Annotated in this window: 16 protein-coding genes; 7 read left to right on the forward strand and 9 right to left on the reverse strand. The window is 57.7% G+C overall.

All coding sequences use genetic code 11. The annotated features are described in order from the left end of the window. Positions 1 to 32 precede the first annotated feature (32 nt). The 3 genes from modA (at position 33) to IEW09_RS08350 (ending at position 2,400) form a co-directional block, all read left to right on the forward strand. Positions 33 to 803, forward strand: a complete 771-nt coding sequence (modA, locus tag IEW09_RS08340) for a molybdate ABC transporter substrate-binding protein (protein ID WP_229739191.1) — start codon at positions 33 to 35, stop codon at positions 801 to 803. Between the two features lie 183 nt (positions 804 to 986). Beyond that, positions 987 to 1,661 carry a molybdate ABC transporter permease subunit gene (gene modB / locus IEW09_RS08345; protein WP_188553706.1) on the forward strand — a complete coding sequence of 225 codons (675 nt, stop codon included), beginning with the start codon at positions 987 to 989 and terminating at the stop codon, positions 1,659 to 1,661. After that, a complete protein-coding gene (locus IEW09_RS08350; protein ID WP_188553707.1) occupies positions 1,654 to 2,400 on the forward strand; it encodes an ATP-binding cassette domain-containing protein in 747 nt (248 codons plus the stop codon). Before modB ends, IEW09_RS08350 begins: the two co-directional genes overlap by 8 nt. Before the next feature lie 20 nt (positions 2,401 to 2,420). Here the strand turns inward: IEW09_RS08350 and IEW09_RS08355 are convergent, their stop codons facing one another. Continuing rightward, the gene (locus IEW09_RS08355) at positions 2,421 to 3,497 is read right to left on the reverse strand and encodes a UDP-N-acetylmuramate dehydrogenase (RefSeq protein ID WP_229739192.1); all 1,077 of its coding nucleotides are present in this window, start codon (positions 3,495 to 3,497) and stop codon (positions 2,421 to 2,423) included. Positions 3,498 to 3,594: 97 nt separating this feature from the next. Here IEW09_RS08355 and IEW09_RS08360 point away from each other — a divergent pair, with 97 nt between their 5' ends. Together IEW09_RS08360 and IEW09_RS08365 are read left to right on the forward strand one after the other, a co-directional pair. Next, positions 3,595 to 4,020, forward strand: coding sequence for a BrxA/BrxB family bacilliredoxin (locus tag IEW09_RS08360; protein ID WP_188553708.1), 426 nt, complete (start codon positions 3,595 to 3,597; stop codon positions 4,018 to 4,020). Positions 4,021 to 4,316: 296 nt separating this feature from the next. Further along, positions 4,317 to 5,279, forward strand: a complete 963-nt coding sequence (locus tag IEW09_RS08365) for a sigma-54-dependent transcriptional regulator (RefSeq protein WP_188554377.1) — start codon at positions 4,317 to 4,319, stop codon at positions 5,277 to 5,279. 176 nt (positions 5,280 to 5,455) lie between these two features. On the opposite strand, the gene IEW09_RS08370 is transcribed toward IEW09_RS08365, so the two are convergent. From IEW09_RS08370 to IEW09_RS08380, 3 genes are all read right to left on the reverse strand, one after another. Continuing rightward, positions 5,456 to 6,976, reverse strand: coding sequence for a hypothetical protein (locus IEW09_RS08370; RefSeq protein ID WP_188553709.1), 1,521 nt, complete (start codon positions 6,974 to 6,976; stop codon positions 5,456 to 5,458). After that, on the reverse strand, positions 6,973 to 7,290 hold the full coding sequence (locus tag IEW09_RS08375) for a PadR family transcriptional regulator (protein ID WP_188553710.1): 318 nt from the start codon (positions 7,288 to 7,290) through the stop codon (positions 6,973 to 6,975). The genes IEW09_RS08370 and IEW09_RS08375 overlap by 4 nt, the downstream gene beginning before the upstream one ends. 186 nt (positions 7,291 to 7,476) lie before the next feature. Further along, positions 7,477 to 9,762 carry an alpha-galactosidase gene (locus IEW09_RS08380; protein WP_188553711.1) on the reverse strand — a complete coding sequence of 762 codons (2,286 nt, stop codon included), beginning with the start codon at positions 9,760 to 9,762 and terminating at the stop codon, positions 7,477 to 7,479. 295 nt (positions 9,763 to 10,057) lie between these two features. On the opposite strand from IEW09_RS08380, the gene IEW09_RS08385 reads away from it, so the two are divergent. Both IEW09_RS08385 and IEW09_RS08390 read left to right on the forward strand, forming a co-directional pair. Beyond that, positions 10,058 to 12,154 carry a glycoside hydrolase family 127 protein gene (locus IEW09_RS08385; RefSeq protein ID WP_188553712.1) on the forward strand — a complete coding sequence of 699 codons (2,097 nt, stop codon included), beginning with the start codon at positions 10,058 to 10,060 and terminating at the stop codon, positions 12,152 to 12,154. Positions 12,155 to 12,198: 44 nt separating this feature from the next. Further along, on the forward strand, positions 12,199 to 14,415 hold the full coding sequence (locus IEW09_RS08390; RefSeq protein WP_188553713.1) for a glycoside hydrolase family 31 protein: 2,217 nt from the start codon (positions 12,199 to 12,201) through the stop codon (positions 14,413 to 14,415). 60 nt (positions 14,416 to 14,475) lie between these two features. Here the strand turns inward: IEW09_RS08390 and IEW09_RS08395 are convergent, their stop codons facing one another. The 5 genes from IEW09_RS08395 to IEW09_RS08415 form a co-directional block, all read right to left on the reverse strand. Next, positions 14,476 to 16,311: a beta-L-arabinofuranosidase domain-containing protein gene (locus tag IEW09_RS08395; RefSeq protein WP_188553714.1), complete on the reverse strand. Its 1,836-nt coding sequence runs from the start codon at positions 16,309 to 16,311 to the stop codon at positions 14,476 to 14,478. Between the two features lie 188 nt (positions 16,312 to 16,499). Next, positions 16,500 to 17,978, reverse strand: coding sequence for a tetratricopeptide repeat protein (locus IEW09_RS08400; protein WP_188553715.1), 1,479 nt, complete (start codon positions 17,976 to 17,978; stop codon positions 16,500 to 16,502). Positions 17,979 to 18,060: 82 nt separating this feature from the next. Beyond that, complete coding sequence (locus tag IEW09_RS08405) at positions 18,061 to 21,354, reverse strand: TonB-dependent receptor (RefSeq protein ID WP_229739193.1); 3,294 nt, start codon at positions 21,352 to 21,354, stop codon at positions 18,061 to 18,063. Between the two features lie 405 nt (positions 21,355 to 21,759). Beyond that, positions 21,760 to 22,959 (reverse strand): tetratricopeptide repeat protein, encoded by a 1,200-nt coding sequence (locus tag IEW09_RS08410; protein WP_188553716.1) that lies wholly within the window; start codon positions 22,957 to 22,959, stop codon positions 21,760 to 21,762. Beyond that, entirely contained in the window at positions 22,956 to 26,378 is a 3,423-nt protein-coding gene (locus IEW09_RS08415; protein WP_188553717.1) for a glycosyl hydrolase, read from the reverse strand. Before IEW09_RS08415 ends, IEW09_RS08410 begins: the two co-directional genes overlap by 4 nt. Positions 26,379 to 26,447 lie beyond the last annotated feature (69 nt).

Raw genomic sequence — 26,447 nt, forward strand, 5'->3', positions numbered from 1 at the left:
TAGGTTACCGTAAAGAGCGGAGCGCACCAAAGATGAGAGCTGTTCTTCTTGCCCTGGTCATGTGGAGCGGGTTGTTCGGTGCAGTCGCGGCAGAGGCACAGGCCCCGCAAAAAGAGTTGCATGTGGCCGCAGCGGCTGACTTGCAACCGGTCATGCCGGTTCTGGCCGCAGCCTACGAGCACGCAACCGGAGTGAAGCTGATCGTCAGCTACGGCTCCTCGGCTACGCTGGCGACGCAGATCCTGAACGGCGCACCGATGGACATCTTCTTAGCAGCAGACTTCGTCTTCCCCGAAAAAGTGGTGGCCGCCGGGCTCTCCGACATGAAGGAGCCGACCGCCTATGCCAAGGGCGCGCTGGTGCTGTGGGCGCGCAAAGACTCGCCGCTGCAGCCGATCAGCATGGAGAAGCTGACCGACCCGCGCGTGACCCGCATCGCCATCGCCAATGAGCTGCACGCTCCCTATGGCCGCGCCGCTGTTGCTGCATTGAAGAAGTTGAACCTCTACGACAAGGTGTCTTCACACCTGGTCGTCGCTGAAAATATCGCGCAGACGGCGCAGTTTGTGGAGTCGGGCAACGCACAGCTCGGCCTGATCTCGCTGACGACGGCAAACACCGAGCACTTCCGGCAGATCGGCACCTATGTGCTGGTGCCGACGGTTTATCCCGAAATGCGGCAGTGCGCCGTAGTGATGGCAAAGTCCGAGCACCGCGACGACGCGCATGCGTTTCTCGACTGGCTGCTGACTCCCGCAGTACAGGGAAACATGAGCAAGCTGGGGCTGGCAGCGGTGCAGTAGCTCTTCCCTCTTCATCCTGGACACATCCCGACCAAAGCGCAGCACCGTGGGAAACCCCAGTATTTTGTCGTTGCTATTCCACGATCAAAGAGTGTTCCACGTGGAACATTTGCTATATAATGCGCAACTCTTCCTCGATCAGACACAGAGCACAATACGCATGAAGCGATAGACTGGCGCTGTATGGATTTCGAGGCGCTTTGGCTAACGCTGCGGCTGGCGACGGGCACGACGGCAATTCTGCTGGCGGTGGCGCTGCCGCTGGCGTGGTGGATCGCCTCAGGCAAGGGCGCGGGACGGGCCGTGGTGCAGGCCGTGGTGGCGCTTCCGCTGGTGCTGCCGCCGACTGTGCTCGGCTTTTATCTGTTAGTAATGCTGGGGCCTCTGACCGCACCGGGACGCCTGTTGACGCGCCTCTTCGGACACTCGCTGTCCTTCAGCTTCTCCGGCCTGCTGGTCGGATCGGTGCTCTATAGTTTGCCCTTTGCCGTGCAGCCGCTGGTGGCGGGTTTCGGCATGGTGGATCGCGGGTACATCGAGGCCTCGGCTGGCCTGGGCGCCTCGCCGTGGAGGACCTTCTGGAGCGTCGTCATGCCGCTATCGCGCGGCGGTCTGCTGACTAGCGCGGTGCTGGCCTTTACCCATACCGTCGGCGAGTTCGGCGTGGTGCTGATGATCGGCGGCAATATTCCCGGAGCCACACAGACGCTCTCGATCTCGCTCTACGACCAGGTGCAGGACTTCAACTACAAGGCGGCCAACCAGACGGCGCTGGTGCTGGTGGCCGTCTCGCTGGCGGCGCTGATCGTGATCTACTCGCGGCGCGAGAGCGGAGTGGGGCGAGGCGAACTTGTCTGAGACTGCAACCTATCTGAATTTCTCCATGCGGCACCGTCAGGGCACGCTTGCGTTCGACGCTGCCTTTGCGCTGAGCAGACCATGGACGGTTCTGTTTGGGCCGTCGGGGAGCGGAAAGACGACGGTGTTGCGCGCCATCGCCGGGCTGATGCGGCCAGACGAGGGACGCGTCGTGTGGCGTGGAGCTGTGGAGACAACGTGGTTCGAGAGCGCGGACGGAACTTTTCTACCTGCCTATCGGCGTGGCGTTCGTCTTGCCGCTCAGGTGGCGGCGCTGTTTCCCAGCAGGACGGTGCGACAGAACATCGCCTACGGTGTGCCGTCGGCGTCGGCTGCAATCGTCGACGAGGCGCTCGAGCGATTTCACCTCACGGGACTGGCGGAGTCGATGCCGTGGAAGCTTTCGGGCGGGGAGCGTCAGCGCGTCGCTGTGGCTCGGGCCGCGGCTTCGGCGATCACGGTCGAAACCGGTAGCCTGCTTCTGCTCGACGAGCCCTTCGCCGGGCTGCACCTCTCGCTGCGCGACGAGCTGCTCGATGACCTGCGCGGCTGGCTCGCTGCCAGAAAGACCCCTGTGCTCTCGGTCACACACGATGTCGGTGAGGCCTTTCAGTTGGACGCCGAGGTCATCAAGTTCGCCGACGGGCGCGTCGTCGAGCAGGGGCCGGTCGAGACTGTGCTTGCCGAGGAGCGGACACGATTGATGGAGCAACTCTCGCGACTTCAACAGAAGCGGTAGATCCTTGAAGCAGTATCTGGTCAGGGCTGGACTGGTTCCTGCTCCAGCGTGACTCCGAACCGCGACTGCACCTCGCTTACGATGCGGTCTCGCAGTGCAGCGATATCGGCAGCAGTAGCGTGGCCGCGGTTGATCAGCGCCAGCGTATGCCGCGATGAGATGCCTGCGTGGCCGAGGGCGAAGCCTTTGGTGAATCCGGCCTTTTCGAGCAGCCATGCGGCGGGCAGTTTGATCTGTTCCTCGGCGGCGGGCCAGTGGGGAATCTCTCCGACAGGAAGATGGAGATTGGCGGCGATTTGGTCGAGCGTCGAGCGCGGAACGACGGGATTCTTGAAGAACGACCCGGCGCTGCGGCAGTCCGCCTCTCCTTCGACGATCAGCATTCCCTTGCGATGGCGAATGGCGCGGACGGCGTGATAGACGTCGAGCGGCGTCGGCGCTGGTCGCTTCGCATCCCAATCGGCAAAGTGGCGTTGCAGATCGGCGTAGGTAAGGTTAGGCCGAGCGTCACGGTCGAACCGGAACGTGACCGCGGTGACGATATAGCGTCCTCGGTGGGTAGTGTTGAAGATGCTGTGGCGATAGGCGAAGCCGCATTGGTCGTGCGTGAGGGTAACGAAGTCATCGGTTTCGAGATCGAAGGCGCGGACAGCGGTGATAGTGCTGGCGACCTCTTGCCCATAGGCGCCGACGTTCTGGACGGGAGTGCCGCCGACAGAGCCGGGGATGCCTGCCAGACACTCGATGCCGCTGATTCCCTGCTCGCACAGGTGCAGCACAAAGGCGTTCCATTCGATGCCGGCGGCGACGGTGCATTCGACAAAGCGGCTGCCGGGAAGAGGCTGGACGAGCGGAATGGGGTCGGTGATGACGATGTGGATGACGAGGCCGTCGAAGCCTTCATCGGCTATCAGCAGGTTGCTGCCTCCGCCGAGGATGAAGATCTTTAGGCCGCGCTCGCGAGCGAACTGAACGGCTTCGACAAGCTCGGCTTCACTGGCGACCTCGCAGAAATAGCTGGCAGGGCCGCCGATGCGGAAGGTGGTGTAGGGGGCAAGCGAGACCTGCTCCTGAACACGGATGGAAAGAGTCGGCACGGTTTAGAGACTACAACACGGCAGGAAGTGGCGTGGCGGGAGGCAAGACCGTACAATCAGAGCAGGCGGTCGTTTCGGCCGCTTCAAGGAGATGCTCATGTATCCAGAGATTATGGTGATTCCGATGCGCGAGGAGCTTACCCGCGCAGGCCTGTCCGAGGCCCGCACAGCAGCCGATGTGGACGCTGCCCTGGCGCAACCGGGAACGACGATGGTGGTAGTGAACTCGATCTGTGGATGCGCGGCAGGCAAGATGCGCCCCGGCGTTCGCCTGGCGATGCAGCACAGCGCCAAGCCCGACCACGCAGTAACGGTGTTCGCTGGCCAGGACCGCGAGGCGACGGAGAAGGCGCGCAGCTACTTCGGCGGTCATCCTCCGACCTCCCCGGCGATTGCGATTTTGCGCGACGGCCAGTTGGTATACCTGATGCAGCGCTCGGCGATCGAGACCTCGACCGCACCGGCCATCGCTCAGGAGCTGACGCGGGCGTTCGATACCTACTGCACAACGACAACTGCCTAAAGCTTTCATTGATTTAAGCCGCAAAGAGAGTTGGAGATCGCCGTATGCGATGTCCAGCTCTCTTTCTTCTTTTAAAGAAAGAAGCCTGTCTGAGTTCTTGTACCTTGCCCTCAGGTGTAAGGTCTTGGCGGCCAGGCGAAATACAGGGATCTCTCCACTCCGCTGCGCTCCGGTCGAGATGACGTGTTGGCATAATGTGCGCTCCGGTCGAGCGTATCTTTTATTACGCCCTCTGGAAATATGCTTGATGCTTTAGTCTGACTCATCTTGTAGCGGTTTTTGCCGATGAAGCAGCTATGGCAACCTTCAGCCACATCTCTTCTTCTTTGCAGGCCGTTGCGGGGATAGAACCGCAAGGCGATCCTCTTACCTTTCCCTATCTGCTCAAGCGAGCTGATGGCGAGATTGTCGGCGACAGCGCGGCGATGAAGCGGCTGCGCTTGCAGGTTCGGCGCATTGGACCGCACTTTCGCGCGGTGTTGATTCACGGCGAGCGTGGCGCTGGGAAAGAGAGGGTCGCGCGCGCGCTGCACCAAGAGAGCGTCAGGACAGATGAGCCGTTCGTCGTGGCTGCTGCGGGCAACCGGATCTCATACCTGATGAAGATGGCGCGGGGAGGCACGCTGTTTTTTAAGGGCATCGACGAGATGCCGCTGGAGACGCAGGATGAGCTGCTGGAGTCGCTGCGAAGACATGAGTGGTCGCAGGAAGGGCTGGCCGCTCCGCAGAGACTAGGCATACGGATGATCGCTTCGACGAGGCAAGATCTGCGAGGACTGGTTGCGTCGGGTCGCTTCCGTCAGGAGCTTTATCAGCGGATCGCCATGGTACAGATCGGCGTGCCTTGCCTGCGCGAGAGGATGGAGGACCTGCCTGCGCTGACGATGCACTTTCTCGCCGGGTTTGAGAGACAGTACCGGCAGACGATCACGATTACGAAGAGTGCGATGGAACTGTTGCAGTCGCATGATTGGCCGGGCAATGTTCAGGAGTTGAAGAGCGTGTTGCAGGATGCGGTAGTGAAGAATAGGGGCGGAGCGATTGAGTCGTGGGAGATCGTCTTCTCTCCGTCTACGGAGAAAAGCGGCGGGCAGACCGCTGGAGAAGACCAGACGAAGGCAGCCCGGTTGCAGGAGGTGGTGGACCGGCATGTGCTTCGTGTTCTGAATGACTGTGCGGGAAATAAGCTGCGCGCGGCGGAGTTATTGGGGATCAGCCGCTCGACGCTGTATCGAATGCTGGATGGGCGGTCTCTCTAAGAGCCTGTCTGGTAACTATCATGGATGGTGATCTCTCCGGTGAGAAAGAACAGGCAACGGCAAGAACAACGGCGAAATACAGGGGTCTCTCCACTCCGCTGCGCTCCGGTCGAGATGACGTGCTTTTGAGTTTGGATAAATGTTGCTTTAGAGCTTTGGGCTGATTCTAAATTGATTTATGAAGTGCCGGGAGCAGCAAGGTTGGCTTCCGGGAAAAGAACGTCCCAGGATGAATCGAGATAGAGCCAGCGCTGGGTGCTGAACCAGCTTGTCGGCATCTCGGGGACGTGCAGCAGACCGTGGCCGCCGACGCAGATCAGTTCGGTTCCATTCCATGCGAGGAAGGTTCTGGAGGGCTGTCCGACGCGGGCGGGGTTTGTCAGCTTGCCGAGGCAGACGGGGCAGCGTTTTCGTTGGTCGCGAAGTGCCCAACGCAAGGCGAAGAGGCAGAGCGAGAACGAGGCGACGATCTGAATGTAGTCGGAGGTCTCGGGGCTCATCGAGCGGCTGAGGTAGGCGAGATCGATCGAGCCAAAGTAGACGATGGGGAGGATCAGTACGATCTTCGTTGCGAAGAAGACCCAGCGGCGGAGTTGCCTGGCGTTCGATAGCTTGTGATGGATGGCGGCGTACTCGCCTAGCGGCAGAGACGTGGTGGCCGGGAGTGCAAGGAACGCGAGGATGACGGTGAAGAGAAAGATGTGGAAGGTTCCGCGGGCCTGGCTCGATAGTGAGTTGCAGGTGAGGTAGTCTGTGTCATCCGGCCCAGCGGAGACGGAGACGTCCCATTGATCGGCAAGATGTTTGTGTTGGGGTGAAGGTATGAGATGGCCGATTAGGAATCCTCGGGCTTCGGCGGGGATGCTCGCAACGTTCAGGTCAGGTTCGAGCAGCCAGGCGTCGACGTGTCCGGGAAGCCTCCATTGATCGGCGGGAATGACTCCGACGATTTCGACCGGGCGGTTGCCTACGGCGATGGTCTGTGCCGTCGCTTCTCTATCCTTACCAAAATACTTTTGCCATACCTCCTGGGTAACGACGAGCCTAGGCAGGTCGTTGTGGAGGATGTGATCGGGATTTAAGAGTTGAACCGGCAGGCCAAGCAGCTCGAAGAGGTTGCGGCTGGATTGTGCGACGGAGAGCTTTATCGAGTGTTGCGGCGATAGAGCCACTGGGCTGACCGTAGGGTGGTAGAAGGCGAAGTCGCTGAAGAGCTGCTGTTTTTTGACTCTCCACGCGCGAAACTGTTCTGCGCGAATCGTCGGATGAGATGTTCCCGACAGCCCTGCGCGGGTGATGAGCATGAGGTGGTGCGGGTCGCGATAGGGCGAGGGCTGTGAGGCGATGCGAGCGTTGGGCAATGCCATGAAGAGACACCACGTTGCCAAGGCGATGCTTGCCAGAAATAAGAGGCAGCGATCGGCGGAGGAGAGGTGCTGCTTTGGCGGGAGTGCGTTGCGGAGGTCTTTGCGCAGACAGAGGGCGTCTTGAAACGCACCGAAGCAGAAGTCGGCGACTTCGTGTTCGGCTTGCCAGAGAATCTGTTCTTCGGCACCGCAGGCTTGGCGGACGTGCCATAGCTCGGCTCGCCACTCCTTGAGCCACTCTGCTCGCTGATAGCGAGGGACCAGCGATGACGCAGCGATAAGAGTCGCGAGGTCGATCGCACTGAAGGCACGAATCGCCAGGCGCTTCATATGGATCCGACCTCGGTGGACGGGATCAGCTTAGTGAGGAGAGGATATCGTTTGCGCGAGGCTTCGAGGGTGATATTGCCGGCGCGTGTGAGCTTGTAATACTTTCTCGGCGGGCGCTGCTCGGAGTCGGCGATGGATTGCTGCTCCCAGTGAGAGCGAATCAGCTCGTCTCGCTCCAGGCGTCGCATCGCGGGATAGACGGTTCCGCTGGGAAGGCCGGTGACCTCCATGACGCTGAAGCCGTAGATGTAACCGGCGTTGACGGCCTGAAGGATAAGCGCGGCGGTATGAGAGAGCCGAGGTTCGCCTGTCATGCGGCCATTCTAACTATGTAGCACACTACTTGACTAGAGGGAATTTTTCTTTCGATGTGGCTTTGGTGATTCGAGCAAAACGCAGATTCCCTTCGGGAATGACAAGCAAGGCAGCGGAGGGATGCAGATTCCTCCGCTGCGCCGCGGTATGGCAAGCAATAACAATAACAAGCGAGGACAGGAAACTTAGTTCCCTGCCTTTGCAGCTCCCGCCTGCTCGAGGGTGAAGGCTGCGGCCTGGAAGTCGCCACGGAGCTCGACATCGACTCCGTGATTCATCCAGTAGGCTCCGCTGGCAGAGTCTGGAGTGTCTTTCGCCAGCTTTCCGTCGAGGGCGGAGATGCGATAGTTGGCTTTGGCATCGAGGCCACGGAGGTAGATGCGAGGGTAGGGGTATAGCTCGCGGCTGGAGTGCAGGAAGGCGAATGTGACTGCCTGCTTGCCGTCGCGCGAGACGGACTCGGTGACAGACTGCTCGCTGTTGTCTTCGGGTGTGATGAGGCGGTAGAGCGAGCCGCGCTGGACGGTCTCGCGGATTGACTTGTACTGAGCCACCATCTTCTTCGCTGTTGCGAAGTCTTCCGGCGTCCACTTGTTGAGGTTGGCGCCGATGCCGAGCGAGCCCTGCATGGAGGAGAGGAAGCGGTACTCGAGCGAGAGCGTGCGCTGGTTGACCCACGTCGGTGAGTCGGTGACCCAGGCCATCATGACTCCGGGGGTGTAGGCGTAGGTGAAGCCGTTCTGAATGAGCAGACGGTCGTAGGCGTCGGTGTTGTCGGAGGGCCAGACCTCATCGGTGTACTGGAGGATGCCCAGGTCGACGCGGCTGCCGCCGCCGGAGCAGCTTTCAATCTCGACGTTAGGATGCTTGGCACGCAGCTCGGCGAGGATGGAGTAGAGATTGCGGATGAAGTCGACGTAGACCTTCTTTTGGTCTTCGGGAGCGACGGCGGGCCAGCCGGGTTCAGACCAGTTGCGGTTGTAGTCCCACTTGAGGAACGCGATGTCGTTTTCTGTGAGAAGTTTGTCGAGGAAGCCATAGACGTAGGCGCGCACATCGGGACGGGCGAGGTTGAGTACGAGCTGGTTGCGGCCTTCGGTGCGCGGGCGACCGGAGAAGTTCAATACCCAGTCAGGATGCTTGCGGTAGAGATCGCTGTCAGGATTGACCATCTCCGGCTCGACCCAGAGGCCGAAGTCCATGCCGAGGGAGTGGACCTTGTCGATGAGCGGCTTGAGGCCGTGGGGGAACTTTTGCGGGTTGACGTACCAGTCGCCGAGGCCGGCGTGGTCGTCTTTGCGCTGGCCAAACCAGCCGTCGTCCATGACGAAGCGTTCAACGCCGAGGGTGGCGGCCTTTTCCGCGAGCGCCATCTGACCGGCTTCATCGACACGAAATTCTGTTGCCTCCCATGAGTTGTAGAGGACCGGGCGCAATTTGGGAGTTGGCGCGTGAGGCAGCAACGAGTCAATTTCGAAGCGATGCATGAGACGCGATGCGCCGCCGATGCCATGAGCGGAGTATCCGCCGTAGAAGTAGGGGGTCTGGAAGTGCTCGCCCTTTTGCAGACGGTAGCCGAAGTCGAATGCGTTGAGTCCGCCGGTGACGCGGACTTGCTGGAGTTGATCCTGCTCGACGGAGATCTGCCAAGAGCCGCTCCAGCCGAGAGCGCCGAACCATACCGGGCCGCTGTCCTGATCGTTGTTGCCGACGTGGTCGATGGCGAACCATGGGTTGTTTTGCGCGCCGGTGGTGCCTCGGCGGCTTTCGAGCACGGTTTTGCCGGGATGAATATCCTGCTTCTGTACATTCCACTCTCCGGCCCAGCGTCCGGTGAGGTAGCGCAGACGATAGTCGGTGCCGCGGGGCAGGTTCCATGTTGCGGCAGCGACCTGCTCGATGGTGAAGGGAGAGTCGGTGCGGTTTTCGATGTCGGCGGAACGGCGGAGGATGCCGGTCTCGGGGTCAGCCTGATATTGGAGAGTGACGTAGACTTCGCGCGAGATGTCTTTCATGACGATGTCGAGCTTGTTGCCGTCGATGCGGTGCGAGACGTATTTGAGGACGAGGTCGCGATTACCGTCGGGGAAGGTGATTTTGAGGTCGGGTTCGACGAACAGACCGCCACCCCAGCCGATGAACTCGTGCGGCGTGGTTGTGATGGGGAGATCGAAGGACGCAGCCTCAGGCATAGCTTTGGCGGCGGGAAAAGTATCGTCAGCGCCCAGGCGCTTGCCCCAGTAGAGGGACTGGACCTGCTGATTCTCGTTGATGCCGAGGACGTAGCTGGTGTTAGCGGCATCGATGCGGAAGATGCGAGTGGTAGCATCGTAGCGAATCGTGGCGCCCGTCTGTGCCATGGCGGCAACGGCATGGAAGCCGGTAAAGACCAGGAGTGCAAGCGCGCAGAGCCAGCTGATGCGGCGGCTTCCGGATAAAGATGCGAATGATGCTTGGTGTTTCACGTTCATGAACTAGCTCCTCACAACTACAGACTGATGCGTACCGAGCCTCCGGCAGGATGCGCCGGCGCGTGGGTGGGGGTGCTCCCCTCGGCCAAGAGGTGCAACCGAACCATGCTATGGCTTGATGAAAGAAAATTGCTGTTACCGCGTTTTGCCGGCAACGATAACAGAGAGAAGTGTATCGCCCCTTGCCTTCGGGGTGTTTTCTGTTGTTTTTGTGTTTAAAAGAAAACGTTCTCTTGACGTTTGAGGGTATAGGGGACTAGAACGGGGTGTCACGATTTTCCAGAGGAGAATTCCCATGAACCCTGGCCTGTCCCGTCGCAAATTCATTGCTTCCGCCGCCGTCTCGATGGTCCCTTCAGCAGTGGCTATGGCGCAACCCAAAGGCAAAGGGCTGATGGCGATGCTGGCAGGCGAGACGTCCGCTGCCGCGCCTAAGGAGACGTTGAAGGCTGACTGGAAGGACGCGGGCGTGATCGACCTTTCCAATTCTCCTTACGCGAAGTTGAAGACGGTGCCGATAAGAGCGGTTCGCATTAAAGATGGGTTCTGGGCACAGCGCCGCAAGACGAACATTACGTCGAGCATTCCCAGCATGCATGACGAGTTGCTGGCGCATGGACGCATGGATAACTTTTTACGGCTGCAGGGAAAGTCGACCGAGCCGCAGAAGGGGCCTGTGTACTCCGACTCCGATATTTATAAGTGGACGGAGGCGGTTGGGTTTCAGTTGCAGAACAACGATCAGTCTGAGTTGCGACGGACTACGGACACGATGATTCGTGAGGTGGTCGCTGTACAGGAGCCGAGCGGATATCTGAACACCTACTTCAACGGAGATAGAAAGCCGCTGCGTATGCAGTACGACACGCAGACCACGGGGCATGAGCTTTATTGCATCGGCCATATGTTGCAGGGCGCGATTGCGTACTATCGGGCGACTGGTGATCCGACACTGCTTGATGCGGGCATTCGTTTTGTGAACGATTTTCTGATTCCGAACTATGGGCCTGGTGCAAATCAGAAGGAGATCGTTTCGGGGCATCCGGAGATTGAGATGTCTTTGATCGAGCTGTCGCGCACGACTGGGGACCGCAGGTATGTCGATCTTGCAGGTTACATTTTGCATGGCGATCCGAGGATTCCGTTGAGACCGCAGCAGATTGTCTACATGTACTGCGGCATTCCGTTTACTTCGCGAACGAAGCTGGAGGGCCATGCGGTTCGGTGTATGTATGCGTGTTGCGGAGCGACGGACTACTACCTTGAGACCGGAGACCAGGCCTATTGGAAGACGTTGAATATGCTGTGGGACGACCTGAATGCTCATCAGCTTTACGTCACGGGCGGCGTGGGTGCGCGCGCGGCGGGCGAGGCTTTTGGAGATGCCTATGAACTGCCGAATGCACAGGCGTATGGAGAGAGCTGCGCGGCGATCGGCAACATGATGTGGAATTGGCGCATGCTTTCGGCAACGGGTGATGCGAAGTTTACCGATGTGATGGAGAGAGCGCTTTATAACGGCATCAACTCGGGGATGTCTCTGGATGGAACAACGTATTGTTATCGCAATCCGCTGGCGTTCGATCCGTCGGGAGAATCGAGAGACCGGCATCTGGTGGATGGGAAGATTCGCAATGCGTGGTATGACACGACGTGCTGCCCGCCAAATCTGGAACGGACGTTTGCTTCGTTGTCGGGCTACTTCTACAGCACAAGTCAGGATGGTGTATATGTTCATCTCTATGACAACTCGGAGATGAATTGGCATCTGAACGATGGGACGCCGGTTAAGGTCGCCCAGGAGACAAACTATCCCTGGAGCGGCGATGTGAAGATCACAGTCAGCCCGGCGAAGCCTGGCGAATTTGTCATGTACGTGCGCGTACCGGGGTGGTCGAAGAAGAACAGCGTGAAGGTGAATGGCAAAGAGTTTGCCGGAGCAAAGCCCGGAGAGTATCTGGCGATTCGGCGGCAATGGGCTGAGAACGACACCATCGATCTGAGCTTCGATATGACGACACATCTGCTGAAGGCTAACCCTGCGGTGACCGAAGACCGCGGAAGAGTTGCGTTTCAGCGCGGACCGATTGTGTTCTGCATGGAGCATCTGGACCAGGCAGACCATAACGCTGGTATGAATCTGGCTGGCTATATCGTTCGTCTCGACGGAGAGACGACGACGCACTTTGAGCCGGAGCTTTTGAACGGCGTAATGATGCTGAGCCATCCGGCGATGCTGAGTGACATTTCGAGCGATACCGGACTGTATTTTTCTGCGGCTACGCCAAAACCCAAGGAGACTGCGACGACGATACGACTGATTCCTTACTATGCGTGGGCGAATCGAGATCCGGCTTCGATGCAGGTATGGATTCCCTATAGGGATGCATAAGAACAGACGAAATTTGCAGGCGACATCCCTATAGGAGAGGTCTGATGGGAGAGCGGTTTTCTCGGCGCGCGGTGTTGGGTGGACTTGCACTGGAGACAGCCAATCTGCTGTTCTCCCGGCAGATTAATGCAGCACAGATATTTGGCGCAGCGCAGGGCGTGCCCGCAGTTGGCAACACGCATCTACTAACCGTGGTTGCCGTGAGTGCGAAGACGCTTCGCCTGCGAGTCATTCAGCAGGGCAAGCAGGGACCGGTGGAAGAGGTTGGCATTGTTCCGAGGAAGTGGCCCGAGGCGCTGGCTACCGATGAGTCGGGTGTAGCTGCGTGGGGCAACTTCAAAGTTCATCTGGAAGAGAAGCCGTGGTGCATGAGTATTGTGGATGCGCAAGGCACTGTGCGGCAGCAGGTGAAGTTGGAGCCTTCGACCGGAGCGATCCATTTCGATGTAGGTGACGGGCCGCTGTTTGGGTTGGGCGAGGGTGGGCATCCGCTAAATCGTCGCGGTACCACCGATGCGATGATCAATGGACAGCACAGCCCGGCGCTGGCGACCTATGGTGCTCGCGTTCCGATTCCTCTGGTGATGAGTGCGGGCTGGGGCATCTTCTTTGCGCACCCTTGGGGAACTTTCGATCTGAGCGGGGCGGAGGGCAGCTTTTTGCCGACGGAGGAGACACCGACGCGGGACATCTTCGTGATGCTGGCGGATACGCCGACGGAGCTGTTGCGTGAATGGGCGGAGTTGACGGGTTATCCGCATATGCCTCCGTTGTGGGCGCTGGGGTATCAGCAGTCGCATCGAACTCTGGCGAGCCGCGAGGCAGTGCTGGCGGAGACGAAGCGCTTTCGTGATTCGAAGCTGCCCTGCGATGCGATGATCTACCTCGGCACAGGCTTTTGCCCTGCCGGATGGAACACGGGGCATGGGTCGTTTACGTTCAATCCGACGATCTTTCCTGATCCGGCGAAGATGTTTGACGAGATGCATGCCGAGCACTTCAAGGTAGTTCTGCATGTGGTGAGTTGTCCGGAAGATTTGCATGGCGAGGTCGGCGATACCGGAGCTGCATTGGATGATCCGAGCAGCGCGGCGGTGTATTGGCCCAAACATCACGAGGTGTGGAAGGCTGGTGTCGATGGTTGGTGGCCGGATGAGGGCGATGAGCTGCGGCCGGCATCGCGGTTAGCGAGAAACCGCATGTACTGGGAGGGCTCGCAGCTTTTTCTGCCGAACGTCAGGCCGTTTTCGCTGCACCGTAACGGCTATGCGGGCACGCAGCGCTATGCGTGGCTGTGGTCGGGCGATATCTTGTCGACGTGGAAGACGCTGGCTGCGCAGGTGATGGTGGGCATTACGGTTGGGCTTTGCGGGATACCGTATTGGGGAACGGACACCGGCGGGTTTGTGCCGACGAAGGAGTTCACCGCGGAGCTGTTTGTGCGATGGTTTCAGTTCAGCGCATTCTGTCCGTTGTTTCGTTGCCACGGCAGAACGTGGATGCTGCGGCTGCCATGGGGATGGGACATGGGAACGTATGGTCCGGCGGAGTTCGATACGCAGTTTGCTGCGTCGACACTGCCGAAACCGGAGGACCTGCACAATATAGCAGTCGAGAAGATATGCAGGAGTTACCTTAACCTGCGATATCAGTTGCTGCCGTATCTTTACTCTGCTGTTGCGGAGACGCATGCGACGGGGCTTCCATTGATGCGGACATTGTGGATTGCGTATCCGCAGGATGCGAAGGCGGCGACGGTGGAGGATGCTTATCTTTGGGGTGACAGTATGTTGGTTGCGCCTGTGCTGGAAGCAGGTGCTACGCATAGGACGACCTATCTGCCACAGGGAGTTTGGTGGGATTACTGGAACAATGAGCGCCTGACCGGCAGTGCCGAGGTGACGCGAGAGGTAACGCTGGAGACGATGCCGCTGTATGTGAAGGCCGGAGCGATTGTACCGATGGGGCCGGTAAAGCAGCATACGGGTGAGGCTAGTAGCGAGCCGTTGCTGTTGCGTGTCTATCCGGGGGCTGATGGAACGGCGATTCTTTATGAGGATGATGGTGTGAGCTTCGATTATCAAAACGGAGCTTTTACGCGCATCGTGTGCAGTTGGAATGATGGATCACGAACGCTGAGCCTGAAGGCCGATACAAAAGGAAGATTGCCAGAGGCAAGGACATTTGCAGTGGAGATTGCCGGTAGCGCGAAGAGCAGGCGTTTCGCGATGTCAGGCGGGCATGCCTCTGTCGAGTTGTGATTTGCCGCCTGCTCGATGTAGATGTTGGCGGGCTGGAGTTTGCCTCCAGCCCGGTGGGCTTTAGGTCTGCTGATAGAGGCGGTAGGTCTCGTCTTTGATCTCAGGGAAAGGGATCATGCGGACGTTGCCGGAATCGGTCGCAACCTGCCAGGCTGAGGAGTTGCCGATGCGCTGGGCGGCGAGTAGCTGTTGTCGGGTGATCGTCTGTGCGGCGGGTTCGATGGCGAAGAGAGCGACGGGGCCATAGAGCAGTGCGACGATCTCAGGATGGCGATCGTCGATTGGAGCAAGACGGAGCGGCATGTCGAACGAGAGCTCGATGCGATCTCCATCTTTCCAGGTGCGATCGATGCTTGCCCATGTGCCCGGAGTAAGTGGGGTGTCGACTGCCTTGCCGTTGACTGTCACCTTTGTGTTTCTTCCAGCCCATGCGGGAATACGCAGAGCGACGGCGAAGCTCTGCGGATGCGAGAGCGTCAGATGCATGCTGGTGTCGCCGTTGGCGGGATACTGTGTGTGCTGGGTGAGCGAGGCGCGCGCGCTTCCCTGCTGCCAGGTGATACGTGAAGGAACGTAGAGGTTGACGTTAATTCCTTTGGTGCTGCGGAAGTAAGAGCTGATGCCGTAGTCAGCAGTAAGCTGCGGGAACGTGCCGGAGCAACATGGCCATTTCTGCTCGTAGTCTACTTTTTTTGCATCGTGATTGTAGTCAGAGTAGTAGAAGCTGACTCCGTTGGGTTGGATGGGGCGAGCGCCGAGAATGGTGTTGTAGAGAATTGTCTCCATGCTGTCGCCATAACGGCTGTCGCCGGTGACACGCATGAGGTAGCGAGTAATTTTGAAGTGTCCGTAGGCACCGCATGGGGTTTCGAAGCTGCTGTGAGTTTTGGTGAGGCTGTCGGCGAGCCCGTTGCCGGTGGGATCCTGAAAGGTCTCGTTGGGTCCCCAGCCTCCGGTGGCGAAGCTTTGTTGCTGGACGAAGGCGAAGCCGTTGCGCGCGGCGGTGAGGTGCTTCTGGCTTCCGTCGGTGAGATAAGCCTGCGTAGCCGAGCAGAGCGCGTTGACGTGACTATAGGCATGCTGGCCGGGAAGAACGTTCTTATTTTCGGAGAGCGGTCCGAAGTAGGTATCATCCTGAAGAAAGCGACGCGCAAGCTGGCGATAACGAGCGCCTGCACCGCGCTGGTAGGCGAGGTAAAAGTTTTCGGGAAGCGTATAGGTCTCGTCCCATGTGAAGGAGATGTTCTTGTGGGGACGGGCCATCATCTCAGCGCGGTCGAGAGCCTTGGGCGGAAGGAATGGAAGGACTGCGTCGGTGGCGCGATTGAGTACGGCAAGAGCATGGGGGTCGCCGGCGAATTGATGCGCGTCGATAAGGCCACAGTTGGTCTTGTCGAAGGTGTAGGCGGGAATGCAGTAGTCGCTGTAGAACTTCTGACTGATGGTTGGAGCAAAACCGGTGACGAGTCGCTGTACCTTCGCTTGAGTGGCCTTGTCGCCGGTGACGGCGTAGGCGCGCGCGAGCCCTGAAAGATACTGCCCGAAGCTGTGTCCGGGAATGTATCCGGTCATATTTTTTGGCGGATCGAAGAGGTCGGAAGGAGAGTACCAGCCGCCCATGTCTTCACCGGGAGCGGGCAGGCCGGAGAGCTGACGGAAGGGTTTGAGGAGGCTGTCGTCGTTGAGATTGAGGAAGAGCTCGTGGTTTTGACGAAACTGCACCAGCATGGGGCCATCGAGAAGCTGGACGTCACGGTATTCAAACTGACTGAGCGGAGCGGTAGCGGCAGATGAAGCTAACGAGGCTGCGAATGCGGGCGCGTTGCGAAGGACGGCGTTGCCGGCAGCAAGCGCGGCTCCACTTTTGAGAAAAGCTCGGCGGGTTGGCTTGGTCATCGTAGAGATCCTTTGGGTGAGACGAAACCCATTTTCTTCGGAAATGAGAAATCGTTTACTTAGACTCGGCGATTTACGCCTCGTTGAAACGAGATGAGAGTAGCACCATCGCCTCATGGGTGTAAACCCAGCGTATGGATGCTGAGGTGAACACCTATTTCTTAGACGTATTGCGTTGAAATTCGGGCTTATTGAGGAGGGGCGGAGGGTTTCGCTTCCTCGAGGACATACTTTGTCCTTGCCTGCTGGTTGTGCGCCTTGGCGTCCTGAAGCTGCTTCACAAGTACCTGGATCTTAGCCGAGTGATTCAACTTATGCTCTGCAAGGAGCTCCTGGTAAATGGCAGCTTCGTCGTAAGGATCGCGCTTTGTCGCCTCCTGGGCCTGGGCGATGACTTCATCGAGGTCGTTGTGGCGGAGCAGAAGCACGCAGAGCAGATCGCGCGCAGGCTGGTAGGAGGGCTCAAGGTGTACTGCGCGTTGTGCCGCAGCGATTGATTTTTTAATTTGTGTCTCATCCGCATTCGATGTTTGCGAGAGAGCCTCTGCGTAGAGATATTGCAGCAGTGGGTCATCAGGATGAAGCTGGCTCTGCTGAGCAAAGAGAGCAAGTGCGGCAGCGGGGTCGTGCTTCTGGCTCAGCAACATCCCCATGGCGTCTTCGGCGAATGACAACTGCGGATTGAGTTGATGGGCCTTTTCAAAGTCCTGAAGAGAGGCGTCCATCTGCCCACTCTGCTCTTCGAGCACACCGCGAGCCAGATAAAGCCGCGCCTCGGATGGGAGTTGCCGAATGCCGAGACTCATAAAATCGATACCGACTTTGAAAGCGCCGTGATTGAAGGAGATCTCAGAGAAGGCGAGGTATGCATCGACGTTTTTGGGATTTAGCTCGATGGCCTTGCGAAGCCACTCGACGGCCTTCGGAGTGTCATTCTTGCCTTCGGCTAGCTGAGCGGCCAACAAGTAGGCGTTGCTGTCCTGGTCTCCGGCGTCGAGTAGAGGCTGCAAGGTAGCGAGCGCAGCGGAGGAGTCTTTTGCTGCGGCCTGGGCGCGAGCAAGCGCTAGTCGATTTACGGGTTGATCCTGGAGGGCCAGCAGCTGTGACAAGACCGTAACCGCCTCAGTCGGTCTATTTAAAACCATCAGGCAACTGCCATACTGCTGAAGAGCAGGTGGACTTTGACTTATGCGCGATGAGGCCTTCGCATAGCTTTCGACGGCGCCAGCGCAGTCTCCGGCACGAGCGTCAATTGCGCCAAGCATGGCATAGGCGGTCTCATCTCCAGGGCGAAGCTCAATGACACGCGTCACGAGTCTCTTGGCCTCGGGCTTGTTGAGTGCGTATGCAGTCTCGGCTGCGCCTTCGCCGGCGGCGAGCGACTGTGGGCACTGCTTTGCCGCAGTATGAAACGCGGTGAACGCTGCCTCCGTCTTCGACTCTCCACGAAGAGCAATTCCAAGCATCACGCGAACATTACAGTCTTCAGGATGCGTGGCGAGATAGGTACGCGCCGACTGCTCTGCCTGCGGGAGTTGCTGCGCGGCGAGAAGACGATAGATCGCCTGCTTCTGAGCCTGAGTGTCCTGTGCCGACAGACGGCAGGCGGAAAGAAAGGCAATCGACAGTACGATAACAGGGCGCGACTTTGACCAGACCAACTTCATGATTTCTATGATGATCCATAAATAGCATGAAGCTACCGCGTCGGGCTAATGCCGAACGCGGTAGCTTCATCTTTTGCCATCACTAGAAGGTCAGATTGCCGCCGATCTGGAGGAAGCGTGGGACATTCTGGCCTGTTGCTTTTCCAAAGTTAGCATCAGGTTGATTGACGTCTACGTTAATTAGATTGGGGTGATTGAAGACGTTGAAGAACTCGAAACGAAGCTGGAAGGCGATGGATTCGCGAATTGGGGTATTTTTCAAGAGCGCCATATCCCATTGCTGGAATCCAGGGGCGCGGAAGGAGTTGTATTTTTCATTTCCTTCCGTTCCAAAGGCAGGATTCGAGAACTGGCCCGCGGTAAAGATGCCATTCAGATAATCCTGCCGACCATGCTTATAGCTATAACTATTGACATCGGGATAGCTCTGAAGATTATCGCCATCAGCGTTATAGTCGCCGCTCCCGGGAGCGTAACCGGTAAATTTACCGGTGTTCGGATCGACTAACGGCTTGAAAGGCGCGGTGTTGTTGACGTTGATAGGATTGCCACTCTGTAAGATGGTCGTCCCACTGAGCTGCCAACCGGTTGCAGCCTTACCAACTAACCCCCTGCCCTCGTTATAGGAAGGAAACTCATAGTTCCATGCGAGCGAAAAGCGGTTGGGGGCATCCCAGATGGAAGGCCCGTACCACTGATGCACGTTGATGTACGAAGGATAGACCTGGGTATCGTCCTGGGAAGAAGAACGAGTATAGGATGCGTTGAAAAATGCGTGGCTAAACCTTCCTCGAAGGGCAGCAATGAAGGCGTTATAACTCGACACACGATCGTTCTGCGTGTAAAAGACCGAGCCGAAGCTGGTGTTTAAGCGAGTCGGCACGGTGCTGTTGTGGATGATAAGGTCTCCCTGCTCGACGTTGATGTCCTGTCCGTAACTAACGTTATAGACTTGGCCTCCGCCGGAGAGAAGCTTTTTGCCGGTCGAGCCGGTGTACATCAACGAACCTACAAACCTGCGCCCGATCTCGCGGTCGACCGAGGTGGAGTAGGTATAAGCGACAGGCGATTGAAGATTGGCATCAATACCGCCGATGTTGAACTGCAGACCGGTGAGGCCGCCCTGCGAGTTCAGAGGACGTGCTGGAAGCGCGGGGTAGGGGAAGTTATACGGCTTGTTGTTCGAGGTGCCCAGGGCAAAGATCGGCGCTGGACTCTGTCCGCCATAAAACGTTGGGAAGATGTTGCCGGGAGGGTTGCCCCGATACTGCTCTTGCAGGTTGGCCATCGTCGGCCAGTTGTGGAAGATGCCCGCTCCTCCCTTGATAAGCCACTTTCCATCTCCGACCGGATCCCACGCGATACCTCCTCGTGGACTAAAGACATCGGTGATAGAACGATTGAGAGCGTGATGGTGCGGAATCACGGAGCCGTTCGCGATCTGCTCCTGCAGCGTAGCACCCGAGCCGTAAAAGAAGTTGCCGAATACCGTGTTTACGCTCCGCGAGTAGGGGTTGCCAAAGTCATCCCAACGCAGACCGTAGTTCACTGTGATCTTGCGGCTTAGCTTCCAGGTGTCTTCAACGAATGCACCGTGAGTTACTCCGGCAGCATTCCAATCGTACTGTGTCTTTTGCCCGGTCACCGGGTTGTAGGCAATGCCAGTCTCGGTGTAGACGTTATCGCGAGCCAGGTCGAGCAGGCTGTTGAAGGCAAATGTTGGTTGATCATAAGGGCCATTGAACACTTCGACGTCGTCTCCGAAGAGTCCTTCATAGCCCATCTTGATATCGTGCGACCGGAAGGTGTGCGTGAGTACATCGCGCCAGTGATAGTTATGTTGGATGAAATCTCCCTGGGCAAAACCAGCGCCGATGCCCTGCCCCACACCGGTAATATTCACGACGGGTACGCTGAAGGTTCCTGTAGCCGGAGCGATTCCTTCCACTCGCTGGGCAGCAAAAGAGCCTTCGTTGATGGTTGTTGGATTGAAGGTGTGAGTCTCGTTCACCTGAATCGCATACTGGTAGTAGTTGCTGGTGGTTGTAAATGCGGAACGCGCACTGGGAGAGTTTGTGTTCGCTGTCGTGCGGAAGAAGGTTCCGTAGAGTCGGTCGCGTGAAAAATTCTTATCGAGGCGAATGAAGTACTGAAGTCCATTGCGATAGCCGGTATCGGTGTAGTTTCCGCTGTCCAATACTGGCGTTGAGCAAGGCAGGTTATATGCAGATGCCGTACCACAAACCGGCGACCCGTCGGTGTTTGCCGGGTAGAGCGACTGCCCTGTCTGTACGACAGTTACGTTGGAGACCTTGCTGACAGGATAGGTGGTGAGGAGCTGTGTGCCGATCGTGTTGGGAAAGTTCTGCTTTGCAAAGGCCGTAAACGCCGGATCTTCAAATGTAATGTTTCCACCGACAGCGCTGGCCGAGCGCAATGGCTCGATCGCAAAGAAGAAGAAGCCGCTGTGATGAGGAATGATGGGGCCGCCGATAGTCGCGGAGATGTTGTTGCTGTGGAACGGGGAGTACTTGTGAGTAAACTCGGTGCCTGCGAAGAAGTTCTGATACGTGTAGTAGTCGCTGGCGTTGCCGTGGTACGAGCTTCCACCCGCCTTGGTGGTCATCGTCATCTGGATAGAACTGGCGCGGCCATAGTCGACGTTATAGGTATTGGTCTGAATGCTGGTTTCCTGAATGCCGTCGGGATTTGGCGTGAGATTCAAGACGCCGGGCCTGATGGAGCTGGTCACGTCGAGGCCATCGACGACGTACATGTTGCCTACCGCGCCCTGACCGTTCGCGCTTGCATCCACCTGCGTCTCAGTGGAGTAGTTATCGCGGCCCGATCCGGGGCTGCCATTCGATGTCACACCGGTGCCAGTCACGCCCGGGGCAAGGGTGACCAGCGAGATCATGTTGCGGCCCGACAGAGGCAGGGCCGAGAGGGTTTGAGTGGAAAGCGTCTCCTGAAGACGGGTATCTGCTGCATCGAGAAGCGGAGCCTGGGCGCTGACATCAATGGTCTGCGTGGAGCTGCCGATAGCCAAATTTACCGGGATGTTCAGTATCTGGTTGGTCTCGAGTGTCACTGCCGTCTTTGTTGAGCTGAAACCCTTCATGGTCGCGGTCAGCTCATAAGAACCCGGGGCAAGGCTGACGAACTGGTAGACGCCGGCCGCAGTCGATGTCATGGTGCGTTGCTCATTGGTTGCTTTATTACGCAGTGTCAGAGAGACACCGGGAACGAGCGCGCCGCTGGGATCGGCGACAACGCCGGAGACAGTTCCGCTGAACTGAGCGTATGCCTCCGGCGCTGCGCACAAAAGCCCGCACACGATGAACATGCATGAAAGATATTTCAATATGTTTGCCATCAGATGCCTCCCAATATTGCGATTCAATAGGACCCGAGAAATCGTTTTCTCAAATGCAGCAAATTATGCTAATTTCGATCGTCAGGGAGACTACAGAGTCTTACTTCAGAATGTCAAGGATTTTCTCAACCAAAAGTTGGAGTGCCAACTCTCGGAGATTTTTGCAGACTGTAAAAATTGACGTTTGCCTTATGTGCACCGGTAAAGAAGATCGCTGAAACAAGAAAGCGCAGGGACTGGAAACGATTCGCCCAGCGTGAGATTGGCGTCGGGAAAACGATAACCAAATATTGGAATATCGGTATTCCATCTTTGGGAGGTTGCAGGTCTATGCGAGACCAGCGCTCTCGTTAGGGGAAGCAACTCGCCATAGCCGATTAATAGGATGGCTTTTCTTCGAATCTTCTATGGAGCGGTACCCGATGATGATGCGGGTGTCTGTTTGACCTCTTGCCGACTGACATCCCGGACTGATTCGGCTCGGCTCGTTCCTTCATTGTCGTGAAGCTTCAGAAACTGCTTCATGGCCTCTTCCTGCTCAGCTTTGTGGCCGAGCGCGCGCTCGGCAAGCGACAAGCGATACCACGAGGCATCATCGTTAGGATCGTTGGCGATAGCCGTCTTCAGGTATGGGAGCGCCTTTGCCGGTTGTCCCATCGAAACAAGCACGGTGCCGAGTCCGAGGTTCGCTTCAGGAAAGTCGGGATAGATCTTTAAAGCAGCTTCGAAGTATGTCTTTGCTGCATCGTTCTCTCCTGCCAGCCGATGCAGCTCTCCTATTTCATAGGAGGCGTTTGCGTTGTCGGGGTTCAGCTTCAGCTCCTGCTGGAACTCTGCCATGGCGTTGGTTAGATCTTCGGGATGATGCGTGTGACGCTCGCGCTCGCGCAGACACCGCCCGATGCGGTAATGGATGCCACGATGTTTTGGATCGATAGCCAGTATCTTCTGATAGGCTGCGATGGCATCCTCGAACGATCCTTCGCTCTCCTTGGCCTCGGCTGTGGCTTGTTGTCTCCAGATAGAGTCTGGCGCAACTGCTACCAGCTTCTGCACGGTGAGAAAGGCAAAGTTTCCGAAGATGCGCTCGTTGTGATACAGAACCTCGGGATCGGAGGGGAAGAGGCGCTGCAACTCCAGTGCAACTTCTACCGCCTTGCTATCCTGCTGCAAGGCGGTGTAAGCGCGCTCAAGCTCGAGACCACTCATTCGCTTTACCGGTTCGTCCTGCGCTGTGCGGAAGGTCTGCTCCAGTTCCGGCAGCGCAACTTTGTAGTCTCCCAACTCGGCCTGAGACATTGCGATGAGTCCATCGAGCTTGGGTAGCTCCGGCTTAATTCGCTTTGCTTCGTCGAGTTGCTTGAGCGCCTCGGGATAGTCTCCCTGTTGAAAGTAGATGACTCCGATGGTTGCATGGATCTCAGCGACATCGGGATTGGCGTGGCTGAGTCGCTCGAATATCTTGAGCGCGCCGTCGGTGTCGCCAGCAGCCAGAGCCCTTTGAGCTGTGGCGTAGTCGCGCTGCATCTCAGTCTGCTGTGCCTGGGCCGGGGCAAAGAACAACAACGGACTGAGAGCGGCGACAACTATAAAACGAAGCTTCATTCGGCGGCTTTGGCCTCCTGTACGTGCTCTTCGCGCAGGATGCGTACTGGGCCAATCAAGCCGGAGGGGACGAGAGGCGAGTTGGTTTTATACGGATTGCGCACGGTGAAAGTGTACTGCTTCGCGTTGGGTTGCTGATCGCCAATGAGCCGGTTGACCCATAGATCGACAACGCGAACCTGCAACAGGTTGTCTCCGGGATGGAGAGCTCCAGTCGCATCGACACGGTAGGGTGCTTTCCAGGCAATGCCAAGAGATTTGCCATTCACCGTTACCTCGGCGAGATTGTCTACGGTTCCGAGATCGATCCACAGCTTGTCACCGGCTTTGAAAGACGATGCGGGAAGGTTGACGTGTTTGGTGTAGGTGCCGTGGCCGGAGAAGTAGCGGATGCCAGGGTCGCTGTTGTCGGACCATGAGGTGAGCTGCTCCAGCTTGATAGAGTCAGGTGCTCCCTTGTCCTTTTCAAAGCTGAGATCCCATGGTCCATCGATGGATTTAATTGCCGTCTCCTGAACTGCGGGGAGATGGCGCGAGGGCTTTTGCGCTGCGTGACGGAAGACTACGAAGACCGTGCCGTAGGGATCGAGGTTAAGTGGAACCGAGGTGCGGCCATCTGCAATGACATAGGAGGAGGGCTCGATCTTTCCGGTATCGGCATGCCATAGCTCCGCCGCTTTGCCTGTGATGGCAAAGCTAGCGTCGATCGACTCCGGTTGATCGGTACGGTTATCGATGTAGTAGAGATCCGACGTCGGAGTTCTGCGATGAACGAAGAGGATTTCACTTTCCGGTCGCGATTTCTTGAAGGTGAAGTCGGGTTCGATCTTTGCGCGCTGCAAGGCATCGGCGACGCTTCCCTGCTGCAGGATGCGGCCTTTGCCTACGCTACGATCTTCATCTGTGCTTCCCCATAGATCCTGCACGATGGAATGAAATGTGGCCTGATCATCGGAGAGGCTGGGATCATCGGTAGGACGCTTGCCGATGATCGTAGCACCGTCATTTACCAGTGTTTGCAGTCTGCGAAGGACGGGCAAGGACATGTGCTCACTGTATTGATCGAGTATCAGCACGCGGTAACTCATGCCGCTCTCTGTAACCAGAGAGCCTTCACGTACGTTGAGTTTATGTTCAAGAGCGTCCGCGTTAACGTAGTCGAAGTTATAACCGGATGGAACATCCGGAGCGCGGTTGCCGAAGATCGCCGTTAGGTTGCTGTCTTCTCCATAGAAATATGCGATGTCGGCGACAAATTTTCCTTGCTGCAGCAGATAGGAGCTGCGAGCGAGATAGGTGATCCACGGCGTTGCCTGCTCGGCCCAGGTTTCGTTACGCGTGAACCATTGACCGAATGGCCCGAGGGCAAGTCCCGGAGCTTTTCCGATCAACGGCTGATGCACGGAGGTGTGGATTACAAATCGGTTGAGCCCTTCGGCAAGCTCTTTGTCCGCCGTAGGTTTGAGTGTGTTTGGGCACCAACCCCACGGATTGCTGGCAGCGGTCATTGACTCGGCGGCGACGAGATTCTGTCCCCATATGTGTGCGACCGAGGCCGACTCGCGGATGTCTGCATCATAGCCAAGCTGATCGGCATTAACGCCAGGATGTTGCACCCACATCGCGGCCATGGGCACATCGTCATAACGCTTCATCTCCATGCCGTCGCCGATGGTGGCACGGCCTTCCTCGTGCGATTCGCCGTATTGCCCCATACCACGGGCGTGCAGCTCTGCGGAGAGAGTACTGTAGTGGTTCTCCGCGAGGAGTTCAGCGAGGGTTCTACGGAAGTCCCATAAGAAGCGATCGCTGTCTGCCGCGCTGCCCACGACGCGTCCGGTGAGTACGGGCAGCCAGGGGCGAGGATCGTAGCCGCGACGTTTGACGAACTCGGCGATCATATCGTTGGTCCAGTTTTCCGTGCCAGCTTCCCAGCTATCGTTGATGACATATTGCAGGCCGCGCTTGCCCATCATGCCGTCGGTGGCCGATTTGTACTGGTCAAGATAGTTGTCGAAGTAGTCCTTTACATAGCTCGCGTTCAACTTGTCTACTTCAGGCCCGGTGGCTTCGGGTGAGGCCGGATGATTGGTGATGCCGGTCAGCGAATAGCCCATGCGCAGAACGGTCCAGCGTCCGGGAGGCGGAGTCCAATTGAGGGTTCCATCTTTCTGCATCTTCGCTGTGAGATCGACGACGTCAGCTACTGGGATCGCCGATCCTGCAGTTGGCTTCGGTGTTGCCGCACTGTAGTTGTCGGGCAGTGTTGCGAAGGCCGCCTTCTCTTCAAAACGATTTACCCGCGCGCCGGTGTGTAGCGCAAGCTCTGCAATGCGGTGCATCTGCGGGCCTGTCTCGGGTTTGATACCCAACTCGGCCGGGTCGATATCGCCCAGTTGGCCTTTTGCAGGTTGAGCCTCAAGAAAGCTCAGCCGAAAGAAGCGTGCGGTGACCGCAGGAAATGACATGGTGTGCTGCACAGCTCCTGCGGTTGGTATGCGAACCACCTCTTCAAAGTTGACGCCGTCGTCACTCTTTTCGAGCACGGGGCCTTTGCCCGTCTCTCCCTGGAATTGAGCCAAGGGATTGCGAGGACCACCCATTGCAAAGGTGACAGCTTGAATCGACTGTGGTTTGTCGAACTCAAACTGAACCCAGCTCTTTTGGCCTGGAGCCGCGGCGAGAAATTCAATCGAGTGATTGAGATCGCCGTCCCACAGCAGACTTGGATCTGATACGGCTCCGTCGTTCGTGGTGACCTTGGGGTTGAGTTGAGCCATGGAGATGTCGTCGGCAGGCGTGCGGAATGCAATCACCTCGCTGTCTGCTCCAAAGTCCACCGGTGGCGGCGGTGCTTTCACACCTCCCATCGCTCCCATCAGATCAGCCTGAGCCAGATCGCCGAACGGGCCTGTCTCTTTTGGCGGCGGAGGCAACACACCATGGAAGGGCTGACCTCCTTCTATGTCGGTCTCGCTCCACACAACCTTCTTCATTGCCTGATAGGGCTTTACCCAAGGGCCGCCGCTCTCGCTCCAGCCGGGCGATCCTGCGATGGCCATTTCAAGACCAAGCGCGTCAGCTTTATGGGTTGTAAAGAGAAATGCGTCCTTCCATCCGGGCGTCATATAGACGAGACGATTTGGAACAACCTGCGGCGTTCCAAGCGCGGCATCGAAGTTTTGAAAGCCTCCAATCCCGATGCGCTTCATCCATTCAAGGTCGAGATTGATGCCATCCTTGGTGATGTTGCCGTTCATCCAGTGCCACCAGACTCGGGGACGCGCGCTTTCGGGAGGACTCTGAAAACCCTGCTGAAGGTCGGTCGATGCTTGCTGTGCGAAGACGATCGGCCCACAGACAAAGAATGCCGCTGCGGCGAAGATGCCAACTCTGCGAGAAATAAACCCTGACTTCATGGGATCTCCAGTATGTATGTCAGTCAAGTACAAAAGCTACGGCAGGCGCAGCACTAGATTTCGATTGGC

Source organism: Edaphobacter dinghuensis (assembly GCF_014640335.1).
Taxonomy (GTDB): Bacteria; Acidobacteriota; Terriglobia; order Terriglobales; family Acidobacteriaceae; genus Edaphobacter; species Edaphobacter dinghuensis.

Excerpts from the sequence above, each read along its gene's own strand:
- modA (WP_229739191.1), top strand. The coding sequence starts at position 33 with ATGAGAGCTGTTCTTCTTGCCCTGGTCATGTGGAGCGGGTTGTTCGGT.
- modB (WP_188553706.1), top strand. The coding sequence starts at position 987 with ATGGATTTCGAGGCGCTTTGGCTAACGCTGCGGCTGGCGACGGGCACG.
- IEW09_RS08360 (WP_188553708.1), top strand. The coding sequence starts at position 3,595 with ATGTATCCAGAGATTATGGTGATTCCGATGCGCGAGGAGCTTACCCGC.
- IEW09_RS08365 (WP_188554377.1), top strand. The coding sequence starts at position 4,317 with ATGGCAACCTTCAGCCACATCTCTTCTTCTTTGCAGGCCGTTGCGGGG.
- IEW09_RS08370 (WP_188553709.1), bottom strand. The coding sequence starts at position 6,976 with ATGAAGCGCCTGGCGATTCGTGCCTTCAGTGCGATCGACCTCGCGACT.
- IEW09_RS08375 (WP_188553710.1), bottom strand. The coding sequence starts at position 7,290 with ATGACAGGCGAACCTCGGCTCTCTCATACCGCCGCGCTTATCCTTCAG.
- IEW09_RS08380 (WP_188553711.1), bottom strand. The coding sequence starts at position 9,762 with ATGAACGTGAAACACCAAGCATCATTCGCATCTTTATCCGGAAGCCGC.
- IEW09_RS08385 (WP_188553712.1), top strand. The coding sequence starts at position 10,058 with ATGAACCCTGGCCTGTCCCGTCGCAAATTCATTGCTTCCGCCGCCGTC.
- IEW09_RS08390 (WP_188553713.1), top strand. The coding sequence starts at position 12,199 with ATGGGAGAGCGGTTTTCTCGGCGCGCGGTGTTGGGTGGACTTGCACTG.
- IEW09_RS08395 (WP_188553714.1), bottom strand. The coding sequence starts at position 16,311 with ATGACCAAGCCAACCCGCCGAGCTTTTCTCAAAAGTGGAGCCGCGCTT.
- IEW09_RS08400 (WP_188553715.1), bottom strand. The coding sequence starts at position 17,978 with ATGAAGTTGGTCTGGTCAAAGTCGCGCCCTGTTATCGTACTGTCGATT.
- IEW09_RS08405 (WP_229739193.1), bottom strand. The coding sequence starts at position 21,354 with ATGGCAAACATATTGAAATATCTTTCATGCATGTTCATCGTGTGCGGG.
- IEW09_RS08410 (WP_188553716.1), bottom strand. The coding sequence starts at position 22,959 with ATGAAGCTTCGTTTTATAGTTGTCGCCGCTCTCAGTCCGTTGTTGTTC.
- IEW09_RS08415 (WP_188553717.1), bottom strand. The coding sequence starts at position 26,378 with ATGAAGTCAGGGTTTATTTCTCGCAGAGTTGGCATCTTCGCCGCAGCG.